Origin of the sequence: Nocardia sp. NPDC047038 (assembly GCF_040644075.1) — a bacterium.
Taxonomy (GTDB): domain Bacteria; phylum Actinomycetota; class Actinomycetes; order Mycobacteriales; family Mycobacteriaceae; genus Nocardia; species Nocardia sichangensis.
The window spans coordinates 56,569-83,234 of sequence record NZ_JBEYVQ010000008.1 but is presented as its reverse complement, the minus strand read 5'-3'; the positions used below and the strand labels follow the sequence as shown (position 1 = coordinate 83,234).

Here is a 26,666-nt window from a genome sequence, read left to right as displayed (position 1 = left end):
GGTGCCGCCCGGGTCGGGCGGGGCCGTGTCAGAGGGTAGGCATTTTCCAGCCGTGAGCAAGTGGTCAGAGCTGCGCGAATCCGTTATGGGAGTGGTTCGGTCGAGCCGGCGTGATGTCCGTGGTCGAGTGAGTGTCCGGGTACGCCTGCTGGCGATCGTGCTCATATCGAGCGTCACGCTACTCATCATCGGTGTGGGCGCGGCCGGCTATCTGGTGCGATCCGCCCAGGCGGCCAAGGAATGGGCGGAGCTGGCCAGCAGCACGACGGCACCGGCCATCCTCATGGTCCAGGCGTTCCAGGAGGAGCGTCGCCTCTCGCTGTTGTCCCTGGCCGGTGACACCGAAGTCGCCCGCGGGCTCGCCGCCGCACGCCAGCGTTCGGACGCGGCGCTGGCGGGGGTGATGGCGAAAGGCGATGCCGCCCGCAAACTGAATCCCGGCGGGTCCGCCTCCGATATCGAAGGCTACAACAAGCTGTTCGCGATGGTTCCGACGCTGCGCGGCGGGGTCGACACCCGGCAGGCCGCGCCGCACGAGGTTTTCGAAGTCTTCAGCGGGGTCATCGGCACGATCATCGCCGCGTCGACGCTCGCCGCACGGGTGGCGCCGGAAGCCGACATCGCCATGGAACTGAACTACGGCGTCGAGCCCCTACGCGCGGCCGAAGCCCTGTCGATGGCGGACACCCTGGGCGCGGTGGCGCTGACCGTCGGCGAGAACACTCCCGCGCAATTGACCGAATTCAGCCGGTTGGTAGGCGAATTCCGCAGTGAGGTCGCCTACTCCGGCCGCGTGTTGAAGAACAAGCGACTCGCCCAGCTCCAGGAGATCACCGCCGGACCGGCCTATCAGAAGCTCGTCGCGATGCAGGACGCGGTGCTGGTGCGCGGTCCGGTGGAGGCGGGCTCCGACTCCGACGAGTCCACCGGTACCGGTAGGACCCAGAGCGGCCGCTCGGCCTCCAGGACCACGTCGTCGTTGCCCATGGGTGTCGCGGCCTGGCAAGAGGCCTCCGGCCAGGTCTCGGCGGCCCTGCTGAAGCTTTGGGACGACCAGAGCCGCGACGCGCACCAGATCGCGCGTGAGCGAGGCGATGAAACCGCGCGGCGGTCCATGCTCGGTGGCGCGGGGGTGCTGTTGGTCGCGACCATCGCCTTCCTCGCGGCGTTGATCATGGCCAATCGCTTCATCGGGCGAATGCGGCGATTGCGGCGCGACACACTGGAACTGGCGGACCAGCAGCTGCCCGATCTCATGGGCAGGCTCGGCCGAGGCGAAAGCATCGACTCCGAGGCCGAGTTGGCCCGACTGGATTTCGGTTCCGACGAATTGGGCCAGGTGGCCGACGCCTTCAACCGCGCCCATGTCGCGGCCGTGTCCGCCGCGGTCGCCGAGGCGAAGACCCGAACGGGCGTCAACGCGGTATTCCTCAACATCGCCCATCGCAGCCAGGTCGTGGTGCACCGCCAGTTGGCGCTGCTCGACCAAGCCGAACGCAAGGAGGAGAACGCCGACCAGCTCGAGCTGCTGTTCCAGCTCGACCACCTGGCGACGCGGGCCCGCCGCAACGCCGAGAACCTCATCATCCTCGGCGGAGAGAAGCCGGGTAGACGCTGGCGGAAGCCGGTTCCACTGATCGATCTGGTCCGCGCCGCCGTCGCCGAAAGTCTCGACTACGCCAGGATCCAGACCGGCAGGCTGCCGGAACTCCAGGTGTCGAGCAACGCCGTCGCCGACCTGATCCACCTGATGGCCGAGCTGATGGATAACGCGACAGCATTCTCACCCCCGCAGGCGCGGGTCGAGGTGTCCGGCGTCGTGGTCGGGCGCGGCGTCGCGGTCGAGATCATCGACCAGGGCTTGGGCATGTCGGAGGCCGACTTCGCCGCGCGCAACGAACTGCTGTCCAACCCACCGGATTTCAGTGTGGTGACCTTGTCCAGCGACACCAGGCTCGGATTGTTCGTCGTCGCGAAACTGGCTCACCGGCACGGTGTTTCGGTACGTCTGGGCGAGTCGGCGTACGGCGGCGTGCGGGCGGTGGTGCTCATTCCGAGCGCACTCCTGCGGTCGGAGACCTCGCCGCGCGAGCAGAGCGACGCTGACCCCATCGAGCCCGTGCGGCCGCAGACGCCGGACGACCTCCCGCCTCGACCGGCGCCGGTACCGGGCCGATCGGCATGGTTCACCCCGGCCTCCGAGCAACAGGCCCCGGCACCGACCCCGCACAGCGACGACCGTGGCTTCGACACCGCGGCCACACCAGATCCCGGTCCGGCCGCGGACGCCAGGCCGCCGCTCCCACGCCGCCGCCGTCAATCTCCCCAGGAGCAGGAGCAGGAGCAGACGGCGCCCGCCGCCCCGATACGACAGCGGACCGCCGATGAAGCACGCAATCTGATGAGTGCCATCGAGAACGGCACCCGCCAGGGACGCCGGAAGCGTCCCGACTTCGATTAGTCCGCAATCCCCCCTTTGCAGAAGGCGACGATGACTACTTCCCAGGGAACCGGCCTCGGTTGGCTGCTCGACGAGCTGGTCACCGGATTGGTCGGAGCGAAATCCGCGGTGCTGCTGTCTTCCGACGGGCTGCTGATCGGCCATTCGGCGCAACTGGACAAGGCCGACGCCGAGCGGTTCTGCGCGATGGCATCGGCACTGCACAGCCTGTCCCGCAGCGTCGGCCACCATTTCGACGCCGGTGGCGTCTGCCAGACCGTGGTGGAACTCGACCACGCCGTGCTGTTCGTCACCACGGCCGGAACCAACGCCTGCCTGGCACTGCTGGCGTCCGAGACCGCCGATATGGGTATGGTGGCCTACGAAATGAATCAGACGGTGCAGCGAGTCGGAACACATCTGTCGGTCGACACGCGCCCGCACCCACCCGCTTCGACACAGCCATGAGTTATCAGCACGATCCCTGGTACGAGGAAGACGCCGGTCCGATGGTCCGGCTCTTCGCCATCACCCGCGGCCGGGGTCGTGCCGTGCGCCCGGAACTGAACTTGGTCACTCTGGTGGTCGATGGCGCGCCGGGCACCGCACTGCGGCGCACCGAACCGGAATACGCCGCTATCGTGCAGCTTTGCCGCACCCCGCAGTCGGTAGCGGAGGTGTCCGCGCGATTGAACCTGCCGCTGACGATGACGAAGGTCCTCATCGGCGATCTGCTCGACGACGGCAGGCTGATCTACCGGTCGGCGGAGCCCACGGCCGGGTCGGAATCGGATCTCGGCCTCCTGCGCGCGGTGCTCGACGGCATCCGCGCGCTCTGACCCGACCCGGCCGGTATTCAGCTCAACCGCGCGACAAGCCTTTTCGCGTTCATGTAGGCGATCGCCTCGATCGAGACCATGGGGTTGACGCCCGACGCGGTGGGGAAGCTGGAGGCGTCGGCGACGACGATGTTCGCCACCTCCCATGTGGCGCCGTCCGGGTTGGTGGCCGAGGTTGCCGCTGAGCCGCCCATCCGCGCCGAACCCATGATGTGCAGTGCGCCCAGGGAGCATTGCCCCGGTCCGTACCCGGCGGCCCGGCACGCGGCGGCGAAATCGGCGTGCGAGCCGCGGCGGCCCGGTTCGTAGGAGACGCCCGCTTGGTGCCCGGAGAAGATGCGCTGCGCACCCGCTGCTTCCAGAATGCTCGCCGCCCCCTCGAACCCGGTGTGCAAATGGGCGGCATCATAGTCCGACAACCGGTAGTTCACGATCGGCTCACCGCCGCGGTCGACGGACACGGTGCCCGAATCGCGGTCGCGCGTGATGATGCCGATCGCGTTCGAACGCGCGAAATCGAGCATGGCGGTCCGATGGTTCTCGGCGCCACGCCAGCTCATGAACCCGGTGGCGAGACCGGGATGAATCGGGCCGGTTTCGTAGATCACGCCGTAGCCGTTGCCGTCCAAATCGCTGTGCTCGCGGCAGATCCGGGTCTGCAAGCCGCCCTCCCACGGCCGGATCTCTTCCTCGAACACCCCGAACACCGCGGCCGCCGGGTGCAGGCGCAGATGGCGGCCGATGTTCTGGTTGCGCAGCCCGGAGCGCCGCAGCAACGCCGGAGTCTGGATCGCACCGGCCGCCACCACCACCGCACGAGCGCGCACCTCGATCGCCACGCCGTCGGACGTGACCGCCGAAACGCCTTCCGCGCGACCATTTCGCACACTGATCCGCCGCACGTCGGCGTCCACGACCAGTCGCGCGCCGCGATCCGCCGCATCGGCGAGCCAGGTCTTGGTCACCGACTGCTTGGCGCCCAGGCGGCAGCCGTAACCGCACCGGCCGCACTCCACACCGGCGTCGCAGGCATCGGTCACGTTGCGCGGCAACGTGTCCACCTCCCAGCCGAGCGCGCGGGCGCCGCGCTCGAGAACGCCGTCGCGAGCCGACAGCACCGACCGCCGATCGGTGACACCGAGCCGCCGCCGCACCACGTCGAGCGCGTCGCCGAATTCGTCCTCGGCGAACTGGGCGGCGCCCAGGGCGGCCCACTCCACCCGGACATCCTCCGGCGTCGGTAAAGACGTACTCCAGTTGACGACCGTCCCACCCCCCAGGCACGTGCCCGCGACGAGGGTGATCTGACCGTCGGCGGTGCCCGGCGGCCCCGGTGCGTACAGGTGTTGCAACCCGTCCAGCTCGCCCGCGCCGAAATCGCGGTCGTCGTAGTAGTTTCCGCGTTCCAGCACCACGACGTCCAGGCCCGCTTCGGCCAATACCGCGGCGGCCACACCGCCTCCGGCGCCGGAACCGACGATCACTACGTCACAGTCGAATTCGGTCGTCTCGGTGCAGCGCAGCGGTGTCAACACGGGCGCGGGCGCCGTGGTCAGCGGACCGGCCGGGGCCGGATACCCGATCTCTTTCCACAGCGGATTGACGCCCGTCGGGCCGGGAGTGATGTTGTAGGACAGCAGCGACGCTTGTTTGAGCGCCCCGAAGATCACCCGCACGGATTCGAAACGCGAATCGGCCAGCCGCAGCAATGCCCGTTCCCGCTCCTCCTGCGACAGGCGGGAGAAGCGCCGGAGACCGCTGCCGGTGACCAGGCCGGTCAGCCGGGAATCCCACAGGTTCAGCAGCGTGGCCAGTTGCTTCTTCTCCGCCTCGCGCGGATTGCGCCCCAGCAGTTGGAAGACGGTGTCAACGGCTCCGAGCGCGCTCGCCGACGGCAGCGTCAACCCGTCGCCGGGGTTGAACGTGTCGCAGATGACGTTCATCGCCGCGCGTTGCTTGGCTGTTGGTTCCATGTCGAACAGTCCCCTTCGTTTCGCCAGTGAGTTCTATCACACGACATGAACAACCACTAACTAAAGACCAGTTTGCGCTGGTGATTTCGGATCGCCTGGAAAGAATGCATGGCCACATAGCGTTCACGCCCTGATCACGATCGCGGCCGCGTAACCGACCGCCAGGAACGCGTGCAGGACCGAGACGAGCGCCTTGCCGAGTTCCGCCGTCGGGTTCGCGCCGGTCCGTGGCCGCGACAGCGACCACCGGGTGAACGTCCGCTCGGCGTGCACCGCGAGACGCAGCAACTCGGCGCGATATGACCCGAGCAGCGGTTGGTCGCAGGCGCCCATTGCCGCAGCGGTGAGATGCGCGCAGCGACCTATCGTCATCACGACTTCGAGCACCTCGTCCGGCACCGACGTGACGAGGCGGGCGTCCGCGAGCGCTGCTGCCGCCCGGATCCGTTCGACGACGCGGCCGAGCGCCCGCCCGAGTTCGGACAATTGCGCGCCGTCGGCGGCCACGGGCTCGGACTCCAGCGCGGCGGTCAAGTTGCCGATGACCACGCCGAGCGCGTGCTCGACTCGGCGCGAGCGCTCGAGTATCCCGGAGACATCGACCGGCGAGCATCCGAAGTCCGCAAGCACCGTCGCTGCCTCGACCAGGGTCGCGGCCGCCGCGCGAAAGTAGATCTCGGTAGTCGCGCTCGCCGTCGGCGTGCTCATGCCCACTCCTCGGGTAGTCCCTCGATCAGCCGCCATGAGGTGTCGACGCCGCCCGGACGGCGTCGGCCGGGTAGCGTCGACAACCTCGCGCCGCCCGGGTAGCAACCACACCGAACTACCGCAGTCGACGATAATGATTCATAACATATCGCTACTCTGGACTGGTAGATAGCCCTATATTGCTTGAAACAGCCATTTACTTAACGGTCGGGTGAACTGCGCGTGGCCGGATCAGCTACGACCAGGCACCGGACGCGCGGGATGCCGACGATCGGAGCGGCTTGCCTCCGCCCGCCGCGAACTTCGAGCCTTCCACGAGACCCGAAACCACCCCCAGATCCCGGCGGCCCGGCCGCACCGCCCGACGACCTGTACGCGCACGCGCGATGATGGAACGAAGCCGATGATCGTCGAGAGGACCGACGGATGTACCGTCTGAGGCGCTGCCTGGTCGCGGTGGTCGTCCTGTTGGCAGCCGCTGGATGCGGGACCGAACACGAACCGCCGCCCGCCCGCGGTGAAATCGTTTCCACGACGCCCCTGCTGAGTCTGCCGCCCGAGCAGACCGCCGCGCTGTTGACCAACGGTGGAATCTCCACTCCGGTGCGCAACGGCGTCGACGCCTTCCGCATCGAGTACCGGACGATCACCCCGCACGGCGACCAAACCACCGCCAGCGGGCTGGTGGCGCTGCCGCGCACGGACTCCCGGCGGCTGCGGGTGGTCAGCTACGAGCACGGAACCATGACGCTGAAGAGCGACGCGCCGTCGGTCGACACCCGCAACCTCCCCGATCGGCTGCGTACGGTGGCCTTCGCCGCCGCGGGCTACGCGGCGACCGCACCGGACTACTTGGGCCTCGGGAACGGTCCGGGGACGCATCCCTACACCCATGCGCCCTCGGAGGTCAGCGCTTCGGCCGACCTGCTGCGCGCGACCGCTTCCCTCGTGGCCCAGCAGCGCCGAGAGCTCGATCCGGACGTGCTGGTGACCGGCTTCTCCCAGGGCGGCCACGCCGCGATGGCGCTCGGGAAAGCGCTGGCCTCCGGCGCGATCCCGGGTTTCGGGGTGGCTGCCTTGGCCCCGATCAGCGGACCCTACGACCTACGGCACGTCCAGGCGCCCGCCGCACTGGACGGGAGGGTCCTACCGGGCGCGGCGGTGCTCTTCCTCTCCTACTGGATCACTTCCATGAATCGGATCCACCACCTCTACGACGACCCGACCGAGGCCTTCCAGCAGCCCTACGCCGACAAAGTCGAAGAACTCTTCGACGGCTTCCACACCGAGATCACCATCGTGACCTCGCTGGCGCCCACCCCCGGGCAATTGCTGACCCCCGGGTTCGTCCGGTCCGCCGCCGAGCCGACCGGCGCCACCGCGGCGGCTATCGCCGAGAGCGACGGCACCTGCGACTGGACGCCGCGAGTACCCGTTCACCTCTACGCTGCCCGCGGCGACCGCGCCGTGCCGTTTCCGAATGCCGAGCACTGCTCGCAAGCTCTCGGCGGCGGCAACGCCACGCTGCGGGACCTGGGCGACGTGGACCACGCCGGAACGGCCCGGATGGCCGTCCCCGAGATTCTCGGCTGGTTCGAGCAACAGTTCCCGCCGAGCTGACCGGGCGGATCACGCCGGCTGGGGCTGCGATTCGAAGGGCGCGTCGATCCCGTCCATGACGATCCGGATATCGAGGTTCGCGATCCGGCCCGAAGCGTCGAACTCGACCTCGCCGGCGAGACCGTCGTCGCCGAATTCCAGCAACCGGTAGTCGTCGAGGAATTCGGTGTTCAGTCCCCGCCGGGTGAGGTAGCTGTACACGGCACGCCGGTGATCCGTCAGTGGCAGTGCACCGAAGCCGTGCGCCAGCACGCGAGCGAGGCCGGAGGGGGTGGGCGCGGGCAATTCGAAGGCCGGGTGGTCGATGAGGAACGCCACGCAGGCGCCATCGATGACACCACAGTAGGAGTTCCAGCGCCCGCAGACGATCTTCGCGGCATCCGCCATCAAGCCGGCCACCTGATAAGGCTCCGGCGCCGCGCCACCGAGGACCACGGGCAGTTCGGCCGAACACAATTCGGCGACACGGTAGCGGGACCCGAACTCGCGCACGGTCTCCGCCGCGCGCAGCAGCGACGGCGGGTAGCCCCAGGGGTTGACCCATCCCCACAGCCACGTGTCGGCATCCGCCGTTCCGAGCAGGTGGACGTCGGTGCACACGAAGGAGCCTTCGTCACCGAGGAATTCGAGCCGACGTCCGTCCAGATCGGCCTCCAACACGTGTGCGCCGAGCACCTCCTCGAGGTGCAGGCGGTGCTCGAGCGACAGCAAGCCCGCGTCATCGAGAAGTCTCGTCAGTGGCACGGATTGGGACACCGCGTCAGCGTAGTCAACGCGGAGCCATCGCTCCGCTTCCGGACCGGCTGTCGGGCCGTGCTCAGCCCCGAGCGGGCGGCCGTCCCGGCAAAGGGTGCGGGAGGAAACCGGGGCGACTCCACCTCCGACTTCACACCGGGCGGTCGTGCAACTCGGCCATCGTCGCCTCGACCCGATCGAGTTCGCGCTCGACGACGCTCCGGCGTGCCGACGGCAACCAGAAGAGCACGCGGTCGACTCCCGCTTCCGCATAGGATTCGAGAGCCTCGAGGTCGTCGACGGGGGCACCCATCACGACGACGTCGATCGGGCGATCGGCCCGCTCGCGCAGCTCGGTGATCCGCTCGATGATCCCGGGGCCGTGATTGGGCATCCACGCGTCGCCGTATTCGAGCACGCGATCCAGCACCGTCGGGCCACTGCCGCCGACGAGGATCGGCGGGTGCGGCCGCTGGATCGGCTTGGGGTCGCTCCAGATCCGGTCGAAAGAGATGAATTCGCCGTCGAACGAGGCCTCGTGCTGTGTCCAGATCACCTTCATCGCTCGGACGTACTCGCCCATGCGCTTCATCCGGGTCCGTGGATCGGTGCCGTGATTCGCCATCTCTTCACGGTTCCAGCCTGCGCCGATGCCGAAGTCGAATCGCCCGCCGGACAGATGATCGAGCGACGCGACCTCCTTGGCGGTGATGATCGGGTCGCGCTGGGCCACGAGCGCGATACCGGTCCCGACCCGCAGCGCTTTCGTGGCGCTCAACGCGTAGGCGCTCGCCACGAAGGGGTCGTAGGTGTGCGCGTATTTTCGCGGCAGCGGCGGCGCGCCCTGCTCGCCGCGCCATGGCGTCTTCCGCGCCGCCGGGATGTGCGTGTGCTCGGCCCACATCAGCCACCGATGGCCGCGCTCCTCGACGGTTCGAGCGAGCTCCGCGGGCCCGAGGCCGTCGTGGGTCGGGAAGTAGGCTACGCCAGCATCCATTTGCTCGAAGTTACCTGCCGAACCCGAGGCCGCCAATGCGACTTGCCGCGGCCGTGATGCCCGGCTTCACTACCGATCACCCCGGGATGACGTACTGCACCTGAACCGAATCGGGCGAGTGGAAGATCTCCTTTGTGGTGACGGACAACTCGACGTGGCCGGGGCCGGAGGGGATGGTGGCGGAGTTGTACCAGGAGCCGACCAGCTTGATCGTGGTGTTCCCCCGCGCGCCGGTGTCGATGTTGTGCCAGGAGACGTAGGCGGTGGTGGCGCAGGTGCCGATGCCCTCGAAGGCGCTGGTGAGGTGAAGTCCCTGGGAAGAGTCCTGGTCCACGTTCCCGCGAATCGTGCCGTAGCACAGGCCCGCTTCCGTCGCCGTGGTGTAGAGCACCGGGAGGTTGACCGCCTCGGCCGAGGCGGTACCGGCGAAGACGAACGCCGGGGCGCAGGCCACTACGGCGGCAGCGGCGGTCGTGGCCAATTTGGTAACTGAGCGCATGATCTTTCCCCTCTGAGTCTGCACACTGATCGACATGCCCGGATGCACGGCCGCCGGGCCTCGGTACCGGGAGTTCGAGAACACCGGCCCGGCTGCACGTCTTATCCGTGATCAACCTCTAGTCGTTACGCCGCACAACATATACCGCAGATACAGCATCGACCCGAAGGGATCACGAGCCGAAGCTCGAGCGCTGATAGCTGGAAAAGCCAGAGTGTGGCGTCTGTAACGGGATTGGTTCTGTCGCGGACAGTAACTGCGGGCCGGGGTTGTCCGGCCGGTTCATGTCGAGTATCGGGAAGAGGGGTGTAGCTCGGGTGGCGCGGCGCAGGGGGTTTTTCGCGGAACTGCAACACCAGCAGAGGCTGGCACAGCAGCGGCAGGCGCAGCAGCAACGGGCAGCGATGCGCGCGCACAACACGGCTGTCAGGGAGGCGCAACGCTTCGCGCGGGAGCAGCAACGAGCCGCGGCCGCGGCCATGCGTGCCTCGGCCGCCGACCGCGCGGCAGCAGAGAAGGCTGCGAAACTCGCCCACATCGCGGCCCGTGAGGCAGAGGCCGAAGAGAAGAACGCGCAGCTCGCCGCCACCTACGACGCGATCGACCACTTACTGGACGCCACGCTGGAAGTCGATGACTGGGTCGACCTCGAGTCGCTGCGCGAACACGCCACAGACCTCCCGTTCAATCGTCCCGAACTGCTCACTCCAACACCGTCTCCCCGCTACCACGCGCTGCCGGATCACCCGATCTTCGTCCCACCCGCGCCGCCAACAGGTCTCAGCGGCGCCCTCGGCGGCAACCGCAGGCACGCGACCCAACTGGAGGCGGCGCAACGGGAATACCTGAACGTCGTGCAGCAGTGGCAGCTGACATTCGCCCGAACCTGCGCCGCGAACGCAGAACTACGTGCCCGTTGGCGGCAGCAGGAAGCCTCGCGTGTCGCAGAGCTCGGCGATGCTCGGCGCCGGCTCGAGCAAGCAAGCACCGAGCGCCGCCGACAGGTCGAAGAATCGAACGCGCGGCTGGATCGGCTGATCGCCGGACTACGTGAGCGTCGACCCGACGCCATGGACGAATACGTCGGCATCGTGCTGGCCAACTCGGTCTATCCCGAGACGTTCGAGGTGACCTACGAGCACTCCTTCGACGCTGGCGACCGCGAGTTGCACGTCACAGTCCTGGCTCCGCACCCTGACGCGTTCCCGACAACAAAAGCGTTCCGCTACAACAAAACCACTGATGAAATCACCGCAACTGCGCTGCCTGCGGCTGAAGTCAAACGTCGCTACGCATCAGCGATCGCGCAGACCGCGCTGCGGACAGCACACGAAGTGTTCGAAGCCGATCGCGAAGAAATCATCGACAGCATCGCACTCACCGTCGCTGTCGACACCGTCGACGCCGCGACCGGCCACGACACCCGAATCGATCTCGTCCGTCTGGCCACCGACCGGGCAGATTTCCTGCCGATCGACCTCGCACGCGTGGAGTCGACAGCAACTCTGACTCACCTCGCGGCCGCGGTATCGAAGAACCCCTACGGGCTGGTGCCCATGGCAAACCACGGAGTACGCGGATGAACGACCCCCAAGCCGCGATCGTCGCACTGCGCAAGATGCTGATCGTCAAGGAACGCGAGTCCGCCGACCTCCAAGACCGCATCCAAGATCTCACCGCACAACTGCAAGCCCACCCGACCACAGCCGGTGCACCGCCTCCGCTGAACGATCCCCGGCTCATCACCGTGGACGACGCACTGGTGCTTCAAGAGGTGGGAATCTACGAGTACCACCACCCCCTGGAGAACGCCGACAGCTACAAACAAGCCCTCGCCGAGCTGCGCGCCGACGTGCGAGAAGCCGTGAAGACCAGCGAGGCCATCGTGGTGGCCAAGAAGTTCAGCTTCAACAACTCCCTCGCCGAGGGGCGCCGGTTGACCGCTGACCTTTCCAAGCTCATGTTGCGGGCATACAACGCAGAGGCGGAAAACTGCGTGCGAACCATACGCGCCGGCAACCTGGACACCGCCAAACGACGACTCGACAAGGCCGCCAAAGACATCGAAAAAATCGGCGCGGCAATGCAAATGCACGTCTCCACCGCGTACCACGCGCTGCGGGTAAAAGAACTTGAACTCACCGCCGACTACATGATGAAGGTGCAGGAAGAACGAGAAGCCGCCCGCGAGGAACGCGAGCGCTTGCGGGAGGAACGTAAAGTCGAACAAGAACTCGCCGCCGAACGCGAGCGACTCGAGAAAGAGCAAGCACACTACCGCGCCGTACTGCAACGGCTCACTGCCGCCGGACAAGACACTCGGGATATCGAAGATCAGCTCACCCGCATCACCGAGGCGATCGCGCAGAACGACTACCGTGCAGCGAACATCCGCGCAGGCTACGTCTACGTCATCTCCAACATCGGCGCATTCGGCCCCAACGTCGTCAAGATCGGGCTGACTCGTCGACTCGAACCACTCGACCGAGTCCGCGAACTGGGCGGCGCATCCGTCCCGTTCCCGTTCGACGTCCACGCCGTGTACTTCTCCGACGATGCAGTCACACTCGAAAGCGAACTGCACAAAGAGTTCGCTTCGGCGCGACTGAACCACGCGAACCCCCGCCGGGAGTTCTTCTTCGCCAGCCCGGAAGAAGTACGCCGAGTACTGGCCAAGAAGGTCGGCAATCTACTCGACTACAACGACTCTCCCGAAGCCACACAATACTTTCAATCCAAGCGGTACTGGCCCCACCGTCGCGAGTGAACCTTCGAGCGGATGTCGCTCGGTTGTCCGCACCGAGCACGTACTAGGGACAAAAGCCCCATAAAGGCCAGCAAGCAATGCGTTCAATAGATAGGCCAACGGCGCCCATGCCGCCGCTACGGGGACATCACTGATATCGCAGCGGCGAGACAACCGGTAGATAGTAGCTTTTCGAACCCTGCGCAGGTCGTCACCGTCTCCTGAAGCGTTGGGGCACGCGCACGATCAGCGATGGGTAGCGATGAGGCGTCGCAGTGCGGCCTGGGCGGGTGGACCCCATGTCGGCTTGCCGCCAGGGCGGCCGTGGACCCCGGCGTCTGCGATGAAGATGCCCGCGAAGGCGCGCAGCACCGCCCATCCACGGGCGCGCCGCAGAGTCGCCGTATCCATGGACGACTGATAGGCGTGATGAAAGCGGTCGGTGGCACCGTCGGGCAGCAGAATCCATGCGGCAGCGAGATCGAAAGCCGGATCGCCGGCGAAGAGGTCGCCGAAGTCGATCACACCGCAGATCGCACCATCCGCGGTGAGGACGTTGGCCGGATGCAGATCGCCGTGCAGCCACAGCGCTGGGCCGTCCCAATCCGGTGCGGCGACAGCGTCTTCCCAGACCGCGCGGACGGCATCAGGATCGGCGATCAGCCCCAACTCGGTGACCGCTGACAGCTGCTCGGCGAACCTGTCGGAACAACCGGCCAGCGACCCTCCGCGGTCGCGGCCTTCGGGCGCCTGCTCGGGGGCAGGTTGGTGAAGTGCCCTCAGGAAGGCGGCCAGGGTGGTGGCGGACTCCGCTGCGTGGGTGACGGGAGCTCGGTCGGCAGGCTCGCCCTGCACCCAGGTCGTGATGATCCACGGCCGCCGAAACCGTTCGGAGGGCTCACCGAAGCGCTGCGGAACGGGAACCGGCAGCGGAAGACGCGGAGCGAGGTCGGGCAGCCAGGTGTATTCCTTGCGCAGCAACGCGTCGGCGGACTCTGTCGCCCAGGGCAATCGGACGGCCAGGTCGTCGCCGAGCCGCCACAGCTGGTTGTCCCAGCCACGCGCGCCGAGCCGCACAGGGCGGTCGGCTAGGTCGGGGTGCTGGTCACGCAGCAGATCCCGCACCAACTCCGCGGTGATCTCGGTGTGCGGCATGCGGCTCAATATGGCCCAATCATCATCTCGCGCTACAGAAGCTCGATTCGACCGGGCTCGGGCAGCGCGTGGGGGCGTTCGTCCGTATGCCAGGCGTACTCGATTCCGCTGAGCCAGCCGTCCTCGACCCACAGTATGACCTCGCCGATCGGTGATCCGTTGCGGTCGGTGACCCCTCCGCTGGCGAAGATCCCGTCCGGCGAATCGGATGCTCGCACCGCACCGGCCCGCACCGCCAGATCGATGCTGGGTGAACCGATACCCCAGGTGGCGACGACCTGCGAATACGGCACCTGCGCCTGGTACGCGGAGGCGCCGGGGTCGCCCGACGACAGCAGCTTCACGGCGACACTGGTTTCGAGGTCGGTCAACGTTCGCGGCGGAATCGGTGTACTCATCGGCCTCCTCGGTCTCGCCGCGTCATGAAATGTATGCGGTGCCGATGCTGAAGACACCGTCGATCATTGATATCGGCGGTGCGCTGCGCGAGGGGGTCGGCAGGTCCCCCGACCCGCCGACGCAGCCGATGTAGCGCACGATATCCGTCGAAGCCCTCGGTCTCGGAAGTACTGCTGGCCGCAGAAGCGTACCTACTGCGGTCCTCGATGAACACCGGCGATCGAGCAGGCGGAGCTCAAGATCGGTCGAACTCGCCGCCCCGCGCGACCGACAGAAACGCATCCCACTCCGAGGGCGTGAACACCAACGCCCCACCGTGAGGATTCTTCGAGTCACGAACCCCTACGCGCCCGCCGTCCAGATGCGCGATCTCGACACAGTCGTTTCCAGCAGCACTACGGGTGCTCTTGAACCAGTGCGCTCCGGATAGATCAACGGACACAGTCGAACTCCTTCGCTACCTGCCGCAGTAGGCGTTTGCTATTCGGCACATCCAAAGCTACTCGCTGGATTACCTCGAATCCAGCTCGGTACCGACGCACGGTGCTGGTGCGCTCCAGGTAGATGTTGCCTGTGTAGCTCTCGACATAGACCACCGGCGGCTCCAGCGGCCGACCCCCTCCGTCACCGGCGAAATCCAGGATCGTGAAGGGACCGGTCGAGACTCCCAGCGGGAAGCCTGCCCCGAAAGGAAGCACCTGCACGCGAACATTCGGCGGCAGACCGGCCAGGTGGCGCAGCTGCGTCGACATCACGCGTGGACTGCCGACGACTCGCCTGGCCACTGCCTCGTCCAGCACGAGCACAGCTGCCAGCGGCGAGAAGTCACGACAGATCAACGCTTGCCTGTTACGCCGCACTCGGACGCGACGCTCGATCTCCTCTGCGGTGTCCATCGGAAAGTAGACACGATCCAGCGCCCGCGCGTAGTCCGGAGTCTGAAACAGTCCGGGCACCATATCGGGGCGATAGACAGTGATACGAGACGCTGCCGCCTCCATCTGCACGTAGGCGTTGAACGTCGGATTCACCTGATCGGGAAACTCGTCCAACCACGACGGCGTCCTCCCCTGTGCAGCGAGCGATTTCAACACCGGCAGCATGTCCACCCGCTGATACAGCCTGCACAGCCGCCGCAGATCTTCCTCTCGGACGACCACGTTCGGCGCACCGGTTTCCAGACGGTGCAGCGTCCCCGCTCCGCGCCCGATGGCCCGCGCCGCCACTTCGATGGACAATCCCGCCTCCTGCCTCATGCCGCGCAGGCAGCGGCCGAGGCTGCGGTGTGGAACGCCTCCCGTCCCGCGAATGTCGGCTTTGAGCTGCCGAATACCGGCGCCCGCATCGCTCTCCCCCATGCTGTTTGCTCCCTTCCGTGGAATATTCACACCCACTGACTGGAATGTTCCGAAAGTCCTTGTGGAAGGCGGTCTTTCGCCCCACCGGAGGCTATTGTGCAGGGTCGCTGGAAGGTGTCCAGGGCTTTCGCCACTTTCTGTCGCGAATTCGCGCGGGAATATCCATACGGCCCGCATCCGGTGCTCCACTGACCGCGAGATCGGTGCGGCGTGACTCCCCCTTCGCCGCCACTCGGACAGTGGGAGGACACATGACCAACGCACTACCGCAACGCGTTCCGTTCCCACGGGCTCGCGCCCCCTACAAGGGCGTGCCGCTGCCCGTGCTCGAGCGCTACGCCGACGCGCTGCGGCAGTGGGCCGACACACCCGAACGTCCCGGAGGCGGGGTGCCGACCCCTCCCCCGCCTCCGGTGACCCTCACCGAAGCGCTGTCGTGGACCGAGTGACCCGCCATCGGGCCGTCCGCGCGCGAAGGCCGTGACCGTGCGCCACTACCGCGTCACAGTGCACTGCTGCGGCCCACGCTGGCTCATCCACGTGCCTGCCGTGAACCGCTGGACAGTGACCGGCGACAAGTCGGCGATCCGGTCCACCGCCCGCCAGATGATCGCGGCGACAACCGGATACGGCGACGACTCGCTCGAACTGGACCTCATCGCGGGCAGAGCGCTGCGCGACGCCGAAGAGTTCGCGGTGGGATGCCAGTTGTCGACGCGATGGCACGCACCGACGGGATAGGCGAGCTACTCGCCGCCTTACGCTGGCGCCGGAGCGCAGGGCGAGCCCACATGTGCGCATCTTGTTCTGCTCGGCATCAGCAGGCGACGCCTCGAGTTCGACACTCCATTCGACGAGCGAGCCACCGCCGAAATTCATCGGTGCGGTCGAGGTCGCGTACACGCTCCTGCGGACGCCCTGTACTCGGCATGAGGGTGCGATCGGCCAGCGTCGGACGCACTACTGCTCGTTGATCTTCCGAGGTGCCACGCCTGGCCGGTTCGATCAGCGGCATAATGGTGCGTGCCGCTGGCTCAGGATGCCTCCCAGCCGGGGGGTTACAGGGCGAGCATGGCGGCAGCGACCTGGTCGGCCGCCGCTGGGCGCAGAGCGGTACCCATGTCGTCGAGGACGAGCAGCCGCGCCCCCGGGATTTCGGCGGCGAGGACCTCACCGTTGCCGACCGGGAAGAACGGGTCGGCGCGACCGTGCACCACGAGCGTGGGCGCGTCGAGCTCACCGAGCCGCTCCCGCCAGCGCGGGGCGCAGTCGATCCGGGAGAACACCATCCCGAGCTGGTTCGCCTGGTGCACCGCGGGATCGCTCGACGGTGTCCGATCCCAGATCCGGGCCGCCGTCGCCCGCGCCTGCTGCGGATCGTTGCCCATCAGCGCGGCGCCCTCGGCGGCGAACGTTGCGACAGCATCTCGGTCGGTCCAGTCCGGCCGTGGGCGCGAGAACAGCGCGCCGATGACCGCGCGGTCGTGGTCGGGCAGGTCCTCGTCGACCGGGCCCGGCGCCACCGGCCGGGTGCCGACGAGAGTCAGTGCGCAGAACACGTCCGGGTGGTCCAGCGCGGCGACCTGAGCGACCATCCCGCCGACGCCGACACCACCGAGGTGGGCGGTCCCGGCGCCGAGCACCCCGACCAGCGCGGCCGCGTCGGCGGCGAGATCCCGCAGGTCGTAGGCCGGATTCTCCGGGTCGAGGGTCGTCGACGCGCCGGAGTCACGCAGGTCGTAGCGGACCACCCGCCGCCCGCCCGAGGCGAGCCGCTCGCACAGCACCTCAGGCCAGGACAACATCGTCGTGCCGCCGACCAGCAGGACCAGCGGATCGTCCTCGCGACCGAAGCTCTCGATGCCCAGATCCACACCGTTCGCCCGCACCGACGTCATGCCCAACCGAAACGGTCCCATGCCTGGACTCCTATCTGTCGGTATCTCCAGAGGTATCGACGACAGGTTCACCCGAAAATCATCGGTGCAGCCGAGATCGCGTCCACACTCTCCCGATCACCCGGAATCGGCATTATCGTGCGTTCAAAATATGATCGGCGCCGCGTTGGAGCTGTCCTGATTCTGCAGCGTCGACACACTGACGCCGAGCTTCGAGGCCAGGTCGGTGAGCGCGTCCCATGCCTTTATCGCGCCGTCCTGCATGTCGTCCCATCCCTCGCGATAAGTATCGGGGCACTCCCCTTCCTGGTGCCGAATACCGCTTGAACCTCACGGTCCAACGCTATCGATGCTGGTTTCAATTGCTGCGCAACGTCATAGGCGTGCCGCCGACCGCCGTCACCGCATCTGGAACGACGTTCCGCGGTTGGTCGTTGTGAGCCGCCGACGCAGCTTTGCGGCAAGCCATGTACGTCAGCGCACACCCACCGCTGTCTTCAGCCTGCGGATACCCCGGATCAGCAACGGGTTGTCCCGCAGGCGCGGTGGCGTGCGTTCGGGATCCAACAATTCGTTGTCCGCCAGTGGGCTGTCTTCGTCCTCGACGGTCCCCGGCTCGAACCGCACCAGGGTCCGGCCGTTGCCGCGCAGGGTCTCGACCGTGCGCAGCAGCGACGACGTCTCGGCGAGTGTGGCGTCGAACTTCGCGGGTTCCGCATCGAGATGTTCGCAGATCAGCTGGCGCCGGATACCGAGGATGGTGTCCCGCAGCAGGTCACCTTCCTCGGTGGCGGGGGTGACCTCGACGGCCAGGTCGCATTCGGTGTCGAAGCCCATCGAGCGGTTGTTGAGGTTCGACGATCCCACCCGCAGCAGCCGATCGTCCACCACCAGCACCTTGGCGTGGACGTAGATCGGCGCGCCCGCCTCGGTGACGGGGTAGTAGACACCGAACCGGTTTTCGGTATCGGCCTTCCATAACAGATGGAGTAAGCGGCGGCGAGCCCCATCCATCGCCTGTTGCTCGAGCCAGCCATCGGCGTGACGCGGCAGTACCAGCACGATCTCCGGACCATTCGGCTCACGTAGCCGCGCGGCGATCGCCTCGGCGAGAGTGCGCGAGGCCAGGTACTGGCTCTCGATGTACAACGACCGCGTGGCGCCCGCGATCGCCGCCAGATACAGCGCCTCGACCTCCCTGACTTCGGCGCGGTCGGCGAGCTCGGGGAAGGTCCGCACGATACCGACATCCACAGACCGCATCGTCGGCTCCAACCCGTCCGGCCACAGCGTGTCACCGGAGATCTCGTCGACCGCCGCCAACTGCTCTCCCGTCGCCGCCTTCCACCGGGCCCGGGCCAATTCGCCGATCGCTTTCGCCGCGTCGCCGTCGACGGCGGTGGTCGCGTCGTGCCATGGTCCGTACCGGTTGCCGTTCGGCTCGGTTCGGTAGTGGTTATCGTCCCGATGGTCGCTGGTGTCCCAGCGATCGACGGTCATGTCGATACCACCGCAGAAGGCGAGCGCGTCGTCGATCACCACGATCTTCTGATGGTGCGCTGAACCGATCGGGTGCGCGCCATCGATTTCCAAGTGCAACCGCCGATCGGTCATCCAATTGACGACGAAGATCGGTGTCATCCCACGGCCGATCGCCGCGAACGCGCCGACATTCCACTTCAGCAGGTAGATGTCGAGATCCGGTCGCTGTTTCGGCAGCCAGGACAGGAATTCACCCAGCCGATTCGGCCCTTCGAGAGTCTTCTCCTGCGGCTCGAACTTGATCCGGGTATCGAAATCCCAGCCGATCAGCACAATGCGTTTACGGGCCTGCAACATGGCGGACTTGGCATAGCGGAAATAGTCCGCCGCGTCGACAATGCATGCCAGCCGGTCGGCCCGTGCGATCTGCCAGCAGGTTTCGCCGGGTATGAGGATTTGGCGCTCGTCGCTCATGGGTAGTCAGTTCTCTCGTCCAGCCGGACACCCGCACCGCAGGTGACCGATCCACAGTACTGCGCGGTCGCTCACCTTCTCGGTGAGCATCGTCACCGCGATCCCGTTCCGCCCTGCCGGTCCGCGACCTCACGGACTCGGTGTGACGATGCAACCTGCTCACCCGCCCAGCAGAGGACGACCTCACCGACGCCTCTCCGCGGCAATCGAGAGTCCGTACTCGACACAGCGCCGGTCACCGACGACTACCTGATTTAGCACCTCAGCCTGCTCGGCATCCAACTCGAACACATCAGCGGTGACCGCATTCTGCAAGAAGCGACACACTCCCAAGGAAAGGAAAGGTGTACTTTGACGATCTGGAGTGACGCAGAGTGGAGCCGGGAATGACTTCAGTTCGGCCTGGACGAGAGGTTCCTCTGAGTGTCGAACAGTTCGAAGCGGTTCGACAACTCACTCTTCAAATATCGAATGTTCGGGAAGACCTCCTGATTCCCTTGGGCTGGGATGCCGGGGTCCAGGACTGCCTGCAGCGACTCGTCCGTTCCGTGCCCCGCCAACTGGACCCGGATACGCGAGTGAGGGTGGTCGCCTCCGAAGGCGAGGGGGGCGACGAGGAGGCGGCCGACTCGACCGGCGCCTTCGTGCGGCACCTGCCGACGTCCATCGCCGACGTGTGGCCACCCCTGTTGGATCTCACCTTTCAGTTTCTGGGCAGCCAGGAAGCGCGCTACCGAACCGGCTTTTACGAAGACGAGATCAACGACGCGCTGGCGGCGATTCGAAATATCGCAGGATGAGAGTCCTGTCTGTCCCGATCACGCAACACCTGGCGCGGTGGAATCGGTTCGAGCAAGACGAGTAGTCGCCGAAGGGCCGCCAGGGCGCGCACGACTCCGGATGTACCGTCGGCGCGGCGACGCACCTATGCTGCGCGAAGCGTCGCCTCGTACTTCAACGCGTCGCTGCGTGGGAATACATTTTGCAGGTAGACCTGCGGGTGTATACCGAGGTGGGGTCGTAGCCGGGTCCGGCGAGAATCGCTTCCAGCATCGTGAAGGCGATGCCCTCCGAAAGTCCAATCGGTAAGCCCCCGATATACCGGTGGGCGCGGCGCCGCTGCGTGTAGTCGATGTACAGCAGTTCGAAGATCGGAACCACGTCGTCGATCTCGCGCTGGTCACTCCGTCCCTTCGACTTCAGGTCGTCGCCGTAGGTGCGGCGCATGTGGTCGCCGCGGGGCGGTCCGCACTACTGCATCGGTGAACGCGCGGCGTGCTGCACGTATTCCGGATCAGCAAGTCACGGTGAAACTTTCGGTTGCAGAACTCGACGATGTCCGGGTCGCACCGATAGGGTTCACGGTGAAGAAAGGTGGTTATACGAACGTGTATCCGGACGGGAAGTCACGGTGAGCGACACCGGCACCGTGGTCATCGAGGCCACCGGCGTCACCTACTATTCGCCGGAGGACGAGGCGGCGTTCTTCGGGTGGCTCGACAAGATCGCTTGCGTCGAGTCGTACTACGGACGAGTGCGTACCTTGTACCTCACCATCGATCTCGAAGCCGTCGATGAAGGCGGATTGTGTGAAATCGTCGCACTCTACCGGCGATACAATATCGACCTGAGCGAATTACGCGTCCTCGACGCGGGCCGGGTCGGCCCCTGGTTCAGCGACCCCGATCGCTGGTGGCACGAAGGAGTCTTCGTGTAGGCCTCCGAGCCGGACGGCCGGTTCAAGACAGCCTTCTGTGCCGAAGCCGACATAAGGGTTGCGTCATTCGATCAGAGGCAGACGGCAGTCGGGCACCTGCCAGGGCCAGTTCCACGAGCCGACAGTAAAAGCACCAAAATTGTTGTCACGCGGTTTGAGTCGCACTCCCGTACGACATCAAGTAGCCGCCGACTCTGATCTGACCAACTGATCGGTTCACGTCGACCCTGCTGTCGGGTGCTCGCAGTCCGCGAAGCGCGCAGCGTGTAGACGACGTGACCGCACATGGTGCAGATGTGGAGGCGGCGCCTGGCCGCCGGCCTACAAGCAGGCCAGCGACCCGACGCGTTTACGCCCCGAACCGGGTTCGCAGGATCACCCCCAGTACTCGCCGCGCTTTTTCCGCTCTTCCACTTCGGCCAGGTATGCAGCTTCCTCTTCAGTGCCCAGTTTGTCCTCGTCGCCGAACCGGTCGCGCAGATGCTTGCGCTTCTCTGGTGGTACGGCGTCGCGGCGGGCATTCCAGGCCGCGAATTCGGATGCGGGGATCCGAGGCGCGTCAGGGGAATCGGCGTTGTGCCACGGCACATCCCGTGCGGTGTCGAATGGGCGGGTGAAGACGTGCTGGTGGACGTGGGCCACGCTCAGGCCGGCGACGAAGTCCGGGGAGACCGTGCCGTCGGGTGATCACAGTCCGCCCGATGAGCATCCGCCCCGACCGGACTCCCGTGGCTACCCCCAGTACTCGCCCCGCTTCTTGCGCTCTTCCACTTCGGCCAGATACTCGGCTTCCTGCGGGGTGCCTAATTTGTCTTCGTCTCCGAACCGGTCGCGCAAGTGGATTCGCTCGTTTTCCGGTACAGCGTCGCGGCGTGCGTTGAATGCCGCCCATCCCGCCTCGATCTTCGCCCGTTCCTCATCGGAGATGTCGACGGGGTGCGGGTATTCACCGGGTGCATAAAACGTCTTCCCGTTGATCTCTTCCGGCATCGTTCTCTGTCCTTTCTATGGCCGGGGCACTTCGCGCATTCGAACGATGATGCGCCCTGTCTCCGGGTCGGGAAATTTGTTCTCCACATAAAACGGGGTGTCGGTCTTGAACACGACTTCCAGCTCTTCGGGAACGCTGGAATGGTGGCCGATGTAGCGGCCGTCTGCCGACCAGATTTGCATTTCCACCGGCAGATCCTTCGCGGCGGCCGAGGTGGCGGACGCCGAGGTGAACGGCTTTTCGGTCACCGTTGATCCGGGCTCGTATCGTGCCAGGTCTTCCGGGGAGATGTCCACGCGCCGGGTCACAGGCCCTTCGTAGACAGGGCATTTGTCCAATGCAGCGTTCATCGCGTCGCGTTCGGCTATCTGTGCTGCTGTCAGTGGCTCGCCGGATCGGATCGCGGTGTTGAGTGGTGCGCTGTTGCCGGAGTAGCGGCCGATCGTGTCGATATCCGCCCGCGGTAGATCCACTTTGGGAATGCCTTCGGGATGTTCGATCTTGGGTAGTTCGATCGGGTCCTTTTTCGGCGGTCCGACCGGATCGGGTTTGACCGGCAGCCGCCCGCCTGGCAGAGCCTCGAGGTCCCGCACATGCCGGGCGATATCCTCGTCCAGCTTCACCCCGGCCGCGATCCTGCGTTCGGTCTGCCATTGCTCGATCATGAGCCGGATCGGCCGGGCATACCGCGCACAGATCGCAGCGGCACCGGCTACACCGACAGCTGCGGACACACCGAAGGTGATCCAGCTCGAGGCAATCGATATGGCCGCGTTGATGGCCAGGTCGGTCAGCAGCGCATCCCGAATCGCCTCGAGTTGGGTCTTGAGGTTGGCGCGTAACTCATCCAACGCGACACGGTGGTCGCGGCAGGATTGCGCCAGATCGTTCATCGCGGCGATCACCGATTCGGCGGAAGCCTTGACCGTGCGCAGGTCTTCATCGATGAACGCGACTTCGGGTGCGGTGAGCGAATCGAAGGCCACGGCCGCCGCCTCGAGCGCGGCCGGGAACGATGCCACCGCTTCGGCCGCCGCGGTCCGCGCCCACGTATCGCCCGCATTGGAGATGGTCGTGGCGTTGCCGTCCGGCACGATGATGCCGATCATCTCGGCGAGCCCGATCCCCTCATCGACCAAGCCATTTCCGGGACCGCCGGCCGAGGGCAACGGAATTCGACACACCACCACCGGAGGCAGGAACGGCGCGGGCTGGGCGGGTGGTGGCGCTGCCTCACCGATGGTTGCATTGTGTTCGGCTAGCTCGTGGTTGTAGCCGAGGGTCTGCAATATCGTGGCGTAGTCGTGCGCGGCGGTAGCGATCTTCGAAACCATGCTCAGAATGGCAGCGGCCCGATTGTCGTAGGACTCGCCCCACTTCTTCGCATCCGAATACGAACCCGCCATATTCGTAGCCATGGCCATGTTCGGCCACTCGTCATCGATGGACATCCAGAATCGCGACGCGGCATCGGCTAATTTCTGCGCGGTGTCGTAGTAGACCGGCACCGACACGTCGAGCACGGTCACCGCGGGGCCCCGCCGCCACCGCTACCGCCACGCCCGAGGACGGCCAGATTGGCCGCCACGACAGCTTCGTACTCTTTGCGAGCGGATGCGGCGGCGGACTTCATCCTCGCGAGCCCGTCACGGATCTTCGCAGCGGCAGTGGTCCACTCGGCGTGAGCCAGGGCGTGAGCTTCGGCGGCTTCACCGTTCCATGTTCCTTTCAGAGCGGCTATGCGTTCGTCTATCTCGACCAGGGAATCGGCCACAAAACCGTTCAAGCCCTCTATTCGGGCGGTTACGGATTCCAGGTGCGCGAGATCGACGCGATACTCGGTCACGGGTTCTCCCAGCGGTTTCGGTTGGATCGCGGTCAGATCGGGGGCAAGCTCAACGAGCTGTACTGGTTCGCGGCCTCCGTATCGGCGGCCGCGCTGCGGTCGACCACCACGCCCAGCAAGTCGGCCATGTCGGCCAGCGCTTCGAACACCTCGAGTGCGGCACTATGGGTCTCGTCCCAGGCGCCCGCGTATGCGCTGGCCGCCGCGCCGCGCCAGCTCGACATGAGCCCGTCGACTTCGGCACTGGCCGAACGCAACCCGCTGATGAGGGCCTGCGCGGTCTGTTGCACATAGCGCCCTGCATCGGAGACGGTTTCAGGAACCACGGTGAACGCGGTTGTGGCGGAAGGGTCGTACGTCAACTGCTATGCCCTCTCATCCCCCCACAGGATGGTTTCGAATGGTTGGACGCACCGGACAGTCATTCGGTTCCATCCAAAACTCAAACTCTCACACCGGATCTTCCGACCCAAAACCGAGTGTGATGGGCGAACCTCGCCCGACGGGCGGACCGCGCGGGGGCGGCTCCGGGATCCGCAGGTCGAAGCAAGTGCCGACGATCGAGCGCCCGAGAACATCCCGATTTCGTAACACTCCATGGGCTCATCTACGGCTTCAGGGTCGATCAGCGGCGACCTGTGCGATGTCGGCCCGGGGCGCAGATATCGGCGTCAGCGACGTTGTCGGCGCGCACGGTGTTCGATGTGGTCGACACGACCGTCTGCGGTAGAGTCCTCCGTCCGGGTGGCCCAAGCCCTCCAACCGAGGGAAGGCGCCGCAGCGCTGGTCGGCCTTTAGAGTTCACACCGCGGCCGGCCATCGAGTGCGATGACGGTTGGCTGGTGATCAGATGGTTCCAGGTAAGGACCCGGCGTGAATACCTCGAGTCAACGGTGGCGAACATTCCACTATGCCGTACCACCCCCAGTTCCGCTGCGAAACCAGTCGAGCCCGACGTACTGGGAGTGACGCACGAATTCGGTGAATGCCTGTTTCCTCTCGTCGGTGTCGAGCGCGGAGATTCGACGGGTCGCACTACTCTCCCACGCATCGAACCATAGGAGAAATACCATGCCTGAATCTAACTCGGAAAAAGTCGGTCGCTTCACTTTCTACAGTCGAGAGGAATCGGAAGCACGAGGCTTGATCCCGTCTGACGAAGAACTCGCGCGTGCCGACGAACTACTCGCCGCATTCGAGGAGAAACGCCGCAATGCCCCGCCCGAACCTGCACAGTCCCCCTCGCTGGGCCTGGGGGAACGTTGGGGAGTCGACAGCTTGATCGGCACCGAATTCGAAGGCTGGACCCGCGACGCGAACGGCCAGTGGTACGACAAGGACGGCCACCCCACCAGCCACGACCGCGACGCCAATCCCGGCAACTGAGCCACAATCAGCACCGAGCGCAGAATGGTGAGTCGTTCGGCCCGCCGTTCAGTCTGGCGAACCGACGGTCGAGTTGATCTACCTCAGCCTGGCAGCGCCGCCGCCAGTTCGGCGCACAGCGCGTCGAGTTCCGATGCGGGGATCCGAGGTGCGTCCGGGGTATCGGCGTTGTGCCACGGCACATCTCGTGCGGTGTCGGATGGGCGGGTGAAGACGTGCTGGTGGACGTGGGCCACGCTCAGGCCGGCGACGAAGGTGAAGACGTGGGCGGGTTCGAGGACCCGGCGCAGGGCGCCGATCGACGAGCGGACAGAGCGGGCAAGCGCTACTGTCTCGGCGTCGTCGAGCAGATCGAGGGCCGCGACGTGGCGGCGAGGCTCGACGAACAGGTACCCCGGCCGCGCCCATTCGCCGTGGGCAGGCCGGTGGGTCACCAGCACGAGTTCATCGGCATGGACCACCGGGCCCACCAGCGGTCCGCTCCCACGGTGTTTGTCGCAGATCATGCACCCCCACATGCGGATCACAGTACCGCCGCTGTGGCAGCGAGCCCCCGAGCTGGAGAGATCGCAAAGGCATCACCCTGGTTCAGAGCCAGTTCTCGTACGGGAATCAAGCGCCCCCGACTCGGGCTCAGGATCCGATCCGGTCCGATCCGACCAGCTGATTCGGTCCGGGGAGACCGTGCCGTCGGGTGCTCGGTCCGAGTGGTGGCCCAAGCCCTCCAACCGAGGGAAGGCGCCGCGGCGATGGTCGGCCTTTATAGTTCACACCGCGGCCGGCCATCAAGGGCGATGACGGTTGGCTGGTGATCAGATGGTTTCCAGGTGAGGACTCGGCGTGAACATATTGAGTCAACGTTGTCGAACACTCAACTATGCCGTAACCACTCCCAGTTCCGCCGCGATGCCGCTCGAGCCCGACATACGCGGGGTGACGCACGAATTCGGCGAGTGCCTGCTTCTTCTCATCGGTGTCGAGTGCGGAGACTCGACGTTCGCCCGTGCCGCAGCCAAGGCGATCCGCCGCATCGCGCGCAAGACCGACACCACCTGGATCGTCATCAATGGCTTCTCGCATCTCACCCGGCCCGGTCACGAATGCGACACCACGACGGCGAGAACCGTGCTCGCCCGGATCGCCGAACACCTGCGCGATCATGACTTCGCCGTGCACATGATGCCATTCGGCTGGAACAAGACCTGGCGCATGGAAGTACGCGACGGCGAGTGGGAGCAACGGATGACCCGCTTCCCGCCGATTCATGCCGACCGCAACGATCGCGCCCGGCTCGAAGGCGTGAGAGCTGAACACTCGAACTCCGAGTCCCGCGCGTTGACGAGCCCGTGACCGCCGCGAAGTAGCGGGCGCGCGAAGCGCATTTCTGCCACCCGCAATGGCTT

The 26,666-nt window shown here is 66.0% G+C and carries 30 protein-coding genes; 12 read left to right on the top strand and 18 right to left on the bottom strand.

The window, feature by feature from the left end; all coding sequences use genetic code 11:
- Positions 1–127: 127 nt before the first annotated feature.
- Genes ABZ824_RS25300 through ABZ824_RS25290 form a run of 3 tightly spaced genes read left to right on the top strand, consistent with a single transcriptional unit; the run spans position 128 to position 3,279 of the window.
- Entirely contained in the window at positions 128–2,461 is a 2,334-nt protein-coding gene (locus ABZ824_RS25300; protein ID WP_356965656.1) for a nitrate- and nitrite sensing domain-containing protein, read from the top strand.
- A 30-nt stretch (positions 2,462–2,491) separates the two neighbouring features.
- Positions 2,492–2,908: a roadblock/LC7 domain-containing protein gene (locus ABZ824_RS25295; protein ID WP_355075196.1), complete on the top strand. Its 417-nt coding sequence runs from the start codon at positions 2,492–2,494 to the stop codon at positions 2,906–2,908.
- Positions 2,905–3,279: a DUF742 domain-containing protein gene (locus ABZ824_RS25290; protein ID WP_356965655.1), complete on the top strand. Its 375-nt coding sequence runs from the start codon at positions 2,905–2,907 to the stop codon at positions 3,277–3,279. The genes ABZ824_RS25295 and ABZ824_RS25290 overlap by 4 nt, the downstream gene beginning before the upstream one ends.
- Before the next feature lie 17 nt (positions 3,280–3,296).
- Here ABZ824_RS25290 and ABZ824_RS25285 read toward each other — a convergent pair whose 3' ends face one another.
- Both ABZ824_RS25285 and ABZ824_RS25280 read right to left on the bottom strand, forming a co-directional pair.
- Positions 3,297–5,252 carry a GMC family oxidoreductase N-terminal domain-containing protein gene (locus ABZ824_RS25285; protein WP_356965653.1) on the bottom strand — a complete coding sequence of 652 codons (1,956 nt, stop codon included), beginning with the start codon at positions 5,250–5,252 and terminating at the stop codon, positions 3,297–3,299.
- Positions 5,253–5,375: 123 nt separating this feature from the next.
- On the bottom strand, positions 5,376–5,960 hold the full coding sequence (locus ABZ824_RS25280) for a hypothetical protein (protein ID WP_356965651.1): 585 nt from the start codon (positions 5,958–5,960) through the stop codon (positions 5,376–5,378).
- Between the two features lie 426 nt (positions 5,961–6,386).
- Here ABZ824_RS25280 and ABZ824_RS25275 point away from each other — a divergent pair, with 426 nt between their 5' ends.
- The gene (locus ABZ824_RS25275; protein ID WP_356965650.1) at positions 6,387–7,580 is read left to right on the top strand and encodes a lipase family protein; all 1,194 of its coding nucleotides are present in this window, start codon (positions 6,387–6,389) and stop codon (positions 7,578–7,580) included.
- Positions 7,581–7,589: 9 nt separating this feature from the next.
- Here ABZ824_RS25275 and ABZ824_RS25270 read toward each other — a convergent pair whose 3' ends face one another.
- The 3 genes from ABZ824_RS25270 to ABZ824_RS25260 form a co-directional block, all read right to left on the bottom strand.
- Positions 7,590–8,336, bottom strand: coding sequence for a DUF6882 domain-containing protein (locus tag ABZ824_RS25270; protein WP_355075187.1), 747 nt, complete (start codon positions 8,334–8,336; stop codon positions 7,590–7,592).
- Between the two features lie 130 nt (positions 8,337–8,466).
- Entirely contained in the window at positions 8,467–9,312 is an 846-nt protein-coding gene (locus tag ABZ824_RS25265; RefSeq protein WP_356965649.1) for an LLM class F420-dependent oxidoreductase, read from the bottom strand.
- Positions 9,313–9,388: 76 nt separating this feature from the next.
- The gene (locus ABZ824_RS25260; RefSeq protein ID WP_157170822.1) at positions 9,389–9,811 is read right to left on the bottom strand and encodes a hypothetical protein; all 423 of its coding nucleotides are present in this window, start codon (positions 9,809–9,811) and stop codon (positions 9,389–9,391) included.
- A gap of 317 nt (positions 9,812–10,128) precedes the next feature.
- Here ABZ824_RS25260 and ABZ824_RS25255 point away from each other — a divergent pair, with 317 nt between their 5' ends.
- Complete coding sequence (locus ABZ824_RS25255) at positions 10,129–11,394, top strand: hypothetical protein (RefSeq protein ID WP_356965648.1); 1,266 nt, start codon at positions 10,129–10,131, stop codon at positions 11,392–11,394.
- A gap of 35 nt (positions 11,395–11,429) precedes the next feature.
- Positions 11,430–12,578, top strand: a complete 1,149-nt coding sequence (locus tag ABZ824_RS25250; protein WP_356965647.1) for a DUF4041 domain-containing protein — start codon at positions 11,430–11,432, stop codon at positions 12,576–12,578.
- Positions 12,579–12,803: 225 nt separating this feature from the next.
- Here the strand turns inward: ABZ824_RS25250 and ABZ824_RS25245 are convergent, their stop codons facing one another.
- The 4 genes from ABZ824_RS25245 to ABZ824_RS25230 all read right to left on the bottom strand — a co-directional run bounded on the left by ABZ824_RS25245 (position 12,804) and on the right by ABZ824_RS25230 (position 15,646).
- Entirely contained in the window at positions 12,804–13,712 is a 909-nt protein-coding gene (locus ABZ824_RS25245; RefSeq protein WP_356965646.1) for an aminoglycoside phosphotransferase family protein, read from the bottom strand.
- 32 nt (positions 13,713–13,744) lie between these two features.
- Positions 13,745–14,110, bottom strand: coding sequence for a hypothetical protein (locus tag ABZ824_RS25240; RefSeq protein WP_356965645.1), 366 nt, complete (start codon positions 14,108–14,110; stop codon positions 13,745–13,747).
- Positions 14,111–14,346: 236 nt separating this feature from the next.
- Positions 14,347–14,553, bottom strand: coding sequence for a DUF397 domain-containing protein (locus ABZ824_RS25235; RefSeq protein ID WP_355075176.1), 207 nt, complete (start codon positions 14,551–14,553; stop codon positions 14,347–14,349).
- A complete protein-coding gene (locus ABZ824_RS25230) occupies positions 14,543–15,646 on the bottom strand; it encodes a helix-turn-helix transcriptional regulator (RefSeq protein WP_356965644.1) in 1,104 nt (367 codons plus the stop codon). Before ABZ824_RS25230 ends, ABZ824_RS25235 begins: the two co-directional genes overlap by 11 nt.
- Positions 15,647–15,720: 74 nt before the next feature.
- On the opposite strand from ABZ824_RS25230, the gene ABZ824_RS25225 reads away from it, so the two are divergent.
- Positions 15,721–15,918, top strand: coding sequence for a hypothetical protein (locus ABZ824_RS25225; RefSeq protein WP_062977773.1), 198 nt, complete (start codon positions 15,721–15,723; stop codon positions 15,916–15,918).
- A 100-nt stretch (positions 15,919–16,018) separates the two neighbouring features.
- On the top strand, positions 16,019–16,210 hold the full coding sequence (locus ABZ824_RS25220; protein ID WP_355075174.1) for a hypothetical protein: 192 nt from the start codon (positions 16,019–16,021) through the stop codon (positions 16,208–16,210).
- A gap of 317 nt (positions 16,211–16,527) precedes the next feature.
- Here ABZ824_RS25220 and ABZ824_RS25215 read toward each other — a convergent pair whose 3' ends face one another.
- Together ABZ824_RS25215 and ABZ824_RS25210 are read right to left on the bottom strand one after the other, a co-directional pair.
- A complete protein-coding gene (locus ABZ824_RS25215) occupies positions 16,528–17,367 on the bottom strand; it encodes an alpha/beta hydrolase (protein WP_356965947.1) in 840 nt (279 codons plus the stop codon).
- Between the two features lie 474 nt (positions 17,368–17,841).
- On the bottom strand, positions 17,842–19,323 hold the full coding sequence (locus ABZ824_RS25210) for a phospholipase D-like domain-containing protein (protein ID WP_356965643.1): 1,482 nt from the start codon (positions 19,321–19,323) through the stop codon (positions 17,842–17,844).
- Between the two features lie 584 nt (positions 19,324–19,907).
- On the opposite strand from ABZ824_RS25210, the gene ABZ824_RS25205 reads away from it, so the two are divergent.
- The gene (locus ABZ824_RS25205; protein WP_356965642.1) at positions 19,908–20,123 is read left to right on the top strand and encodes a hypothetical protein; all 216 of its coding nucleotides are present in this window, start codon (positions 19,908–19,910) and stop codon (positions 20,121–20,123) included.
- A gap of 154 nt (positions 20,124–20,277) precedes the next feature.
- Here the strand turns inward: ABZ824_RS25205 and ABZ824_RS25200 are convergent, their stop codons facing one another.
- On the bottom strand, positions 20,278–20,550 hold the full coding sequence (locus tag ABZ824_RS25200) for a hypothetical protein (RefSeq protein WP_356965641.1): 273 nt from the start codon (positions 20,548–20,550) through the stop codon (positions 20,278–20,280).
- Positions 20,551–20,734: 184 nt separating this feature from the next.
- Here ABZ824_RS25200 and ABZ824_RS25195 point away from each other — a divergent pair, with 184 nt between their 5' ends.
- Positions 20,735–21,040, top strand: coding sequence for a hypothetical protein (locus ABZ824_RS25195; RefSeq protein WP_356965640.1), 306 nt, complete (start codon positions 20,735–20,737; stop codon positions 21,038–21,040).
- Positions 21,041–21,415: 375 nt separating this feature from the next.
- Here ABZ824_RS25195 and ABZ824_RS25190 read toward each other — a convergent pair whose 3' ends face one another.
- From ABZ824_RS25190 to ABZ824_RS25170, 5 genes are all read right to left on the bottom strand, one after another.
- Positions 21,416–21,682, bottom strand: coding sequence for a hypothetical protein (locus ABZ824_RS25190; RefSeq protein WP_356965639.1), 267 nt, complete (start codon positions 21,680–21,682; stop codon positions 21,416–21,418).
- 90 nt (positions 21,683–21,772) lie between these two features.
- A complete protein-coding gene (locus tag ABZ824_RS25185; RefSeq protein WP_355075164.1) occupies positions 21,773–22,030 on the bottom strand; it encodes a hypothetical protein in 258 nt (85 codons plus the stop codon).
- Positions 22,031–22,045: 15 nt separating this feature from the next.
- Complete coding sequence (locus ABZ824_RS25180) at positions 22,046–23,140, bottom strand: hypothetical protein (protein ID WP_356965638.1); 1,095 nt, start codon at positions 23,138–23,140, stop codon at positions 22,046–22,048.
- A gap of 416 nt (positions 23,141–23,556) precedes the next feature.
- Positions 23,557–23,877: a WXG100 family type VII secretion target gene (locus ABZ824_RS25175; protein WP_356965637.1), complete on the bottom strand. Its 321-nt coding sequence runs from the start codon at positions 23,875–23,877 to the stop codon at positions 23,557–23,559.
- 32 nt (positions 23,878–23,909) lie between these two features.
- Positions 23,910–24,203: a WXG100 family type VII secretion target gene (locus ABZ824_RS25170; RefSeq protein ID WP_356965636.1), complete on the bottom strand. Its 294-nt coding sequence runs from the start codon at positions 24,201–24,203 to the stop codon at positions 23,910–23,912.
- Between the two features lie 745 nt (positions 24,204–24,948).
- Between ABZ824_RS25170 and ABZ824_RS25165 the strand changes: the two genes are divergently transcribed.
- Positions 24,949–25,263 carry a hypothetical protein gene (locus ABZ824_RS25165; RefSeq protein WP_356965635.1) on the top strand — a complete coding sequence of 105 codons (315 nt, stop codon included), beginning with the start codon at positions 24,949–24,951 and terminating at the stop codon, positions 25,261–25,263.
- Positions 25,264–25,346: 83 nt separating this feature from the next.
- Here ABZ824_RS25165 and ABZ824_RS25160 read toward each other — a convergent pair whose 3' ends face one another.
- Complete coding sequence (locus ABZ824_RS25160; protein ID WP_356965634.1) at positions 25,347–25,724, bottom strand: HIT domain-containing protein; 378 nt, start codon at positions 25,722–25,724, stop codon at positions 25,347–25,349.
- Between the two features lie 445 nt (positions 25,725–26,169).
- Between ABZ824_RS25160 and ABZ824_RS25155 the strand changes: the two genes are divergently transcribed.
- Entirely contained in the window at positions 26,170–26,613 is a 444-nt protein-coding gene (locus ABZ824_RS25155; RefSeq protein WP_356965633.1) for a threonyl-tRNA synthetase editing domain-containing protein, read from the top strand.
- Positions 26,614–26,666 lie beyond the last annotated feature (53 nt).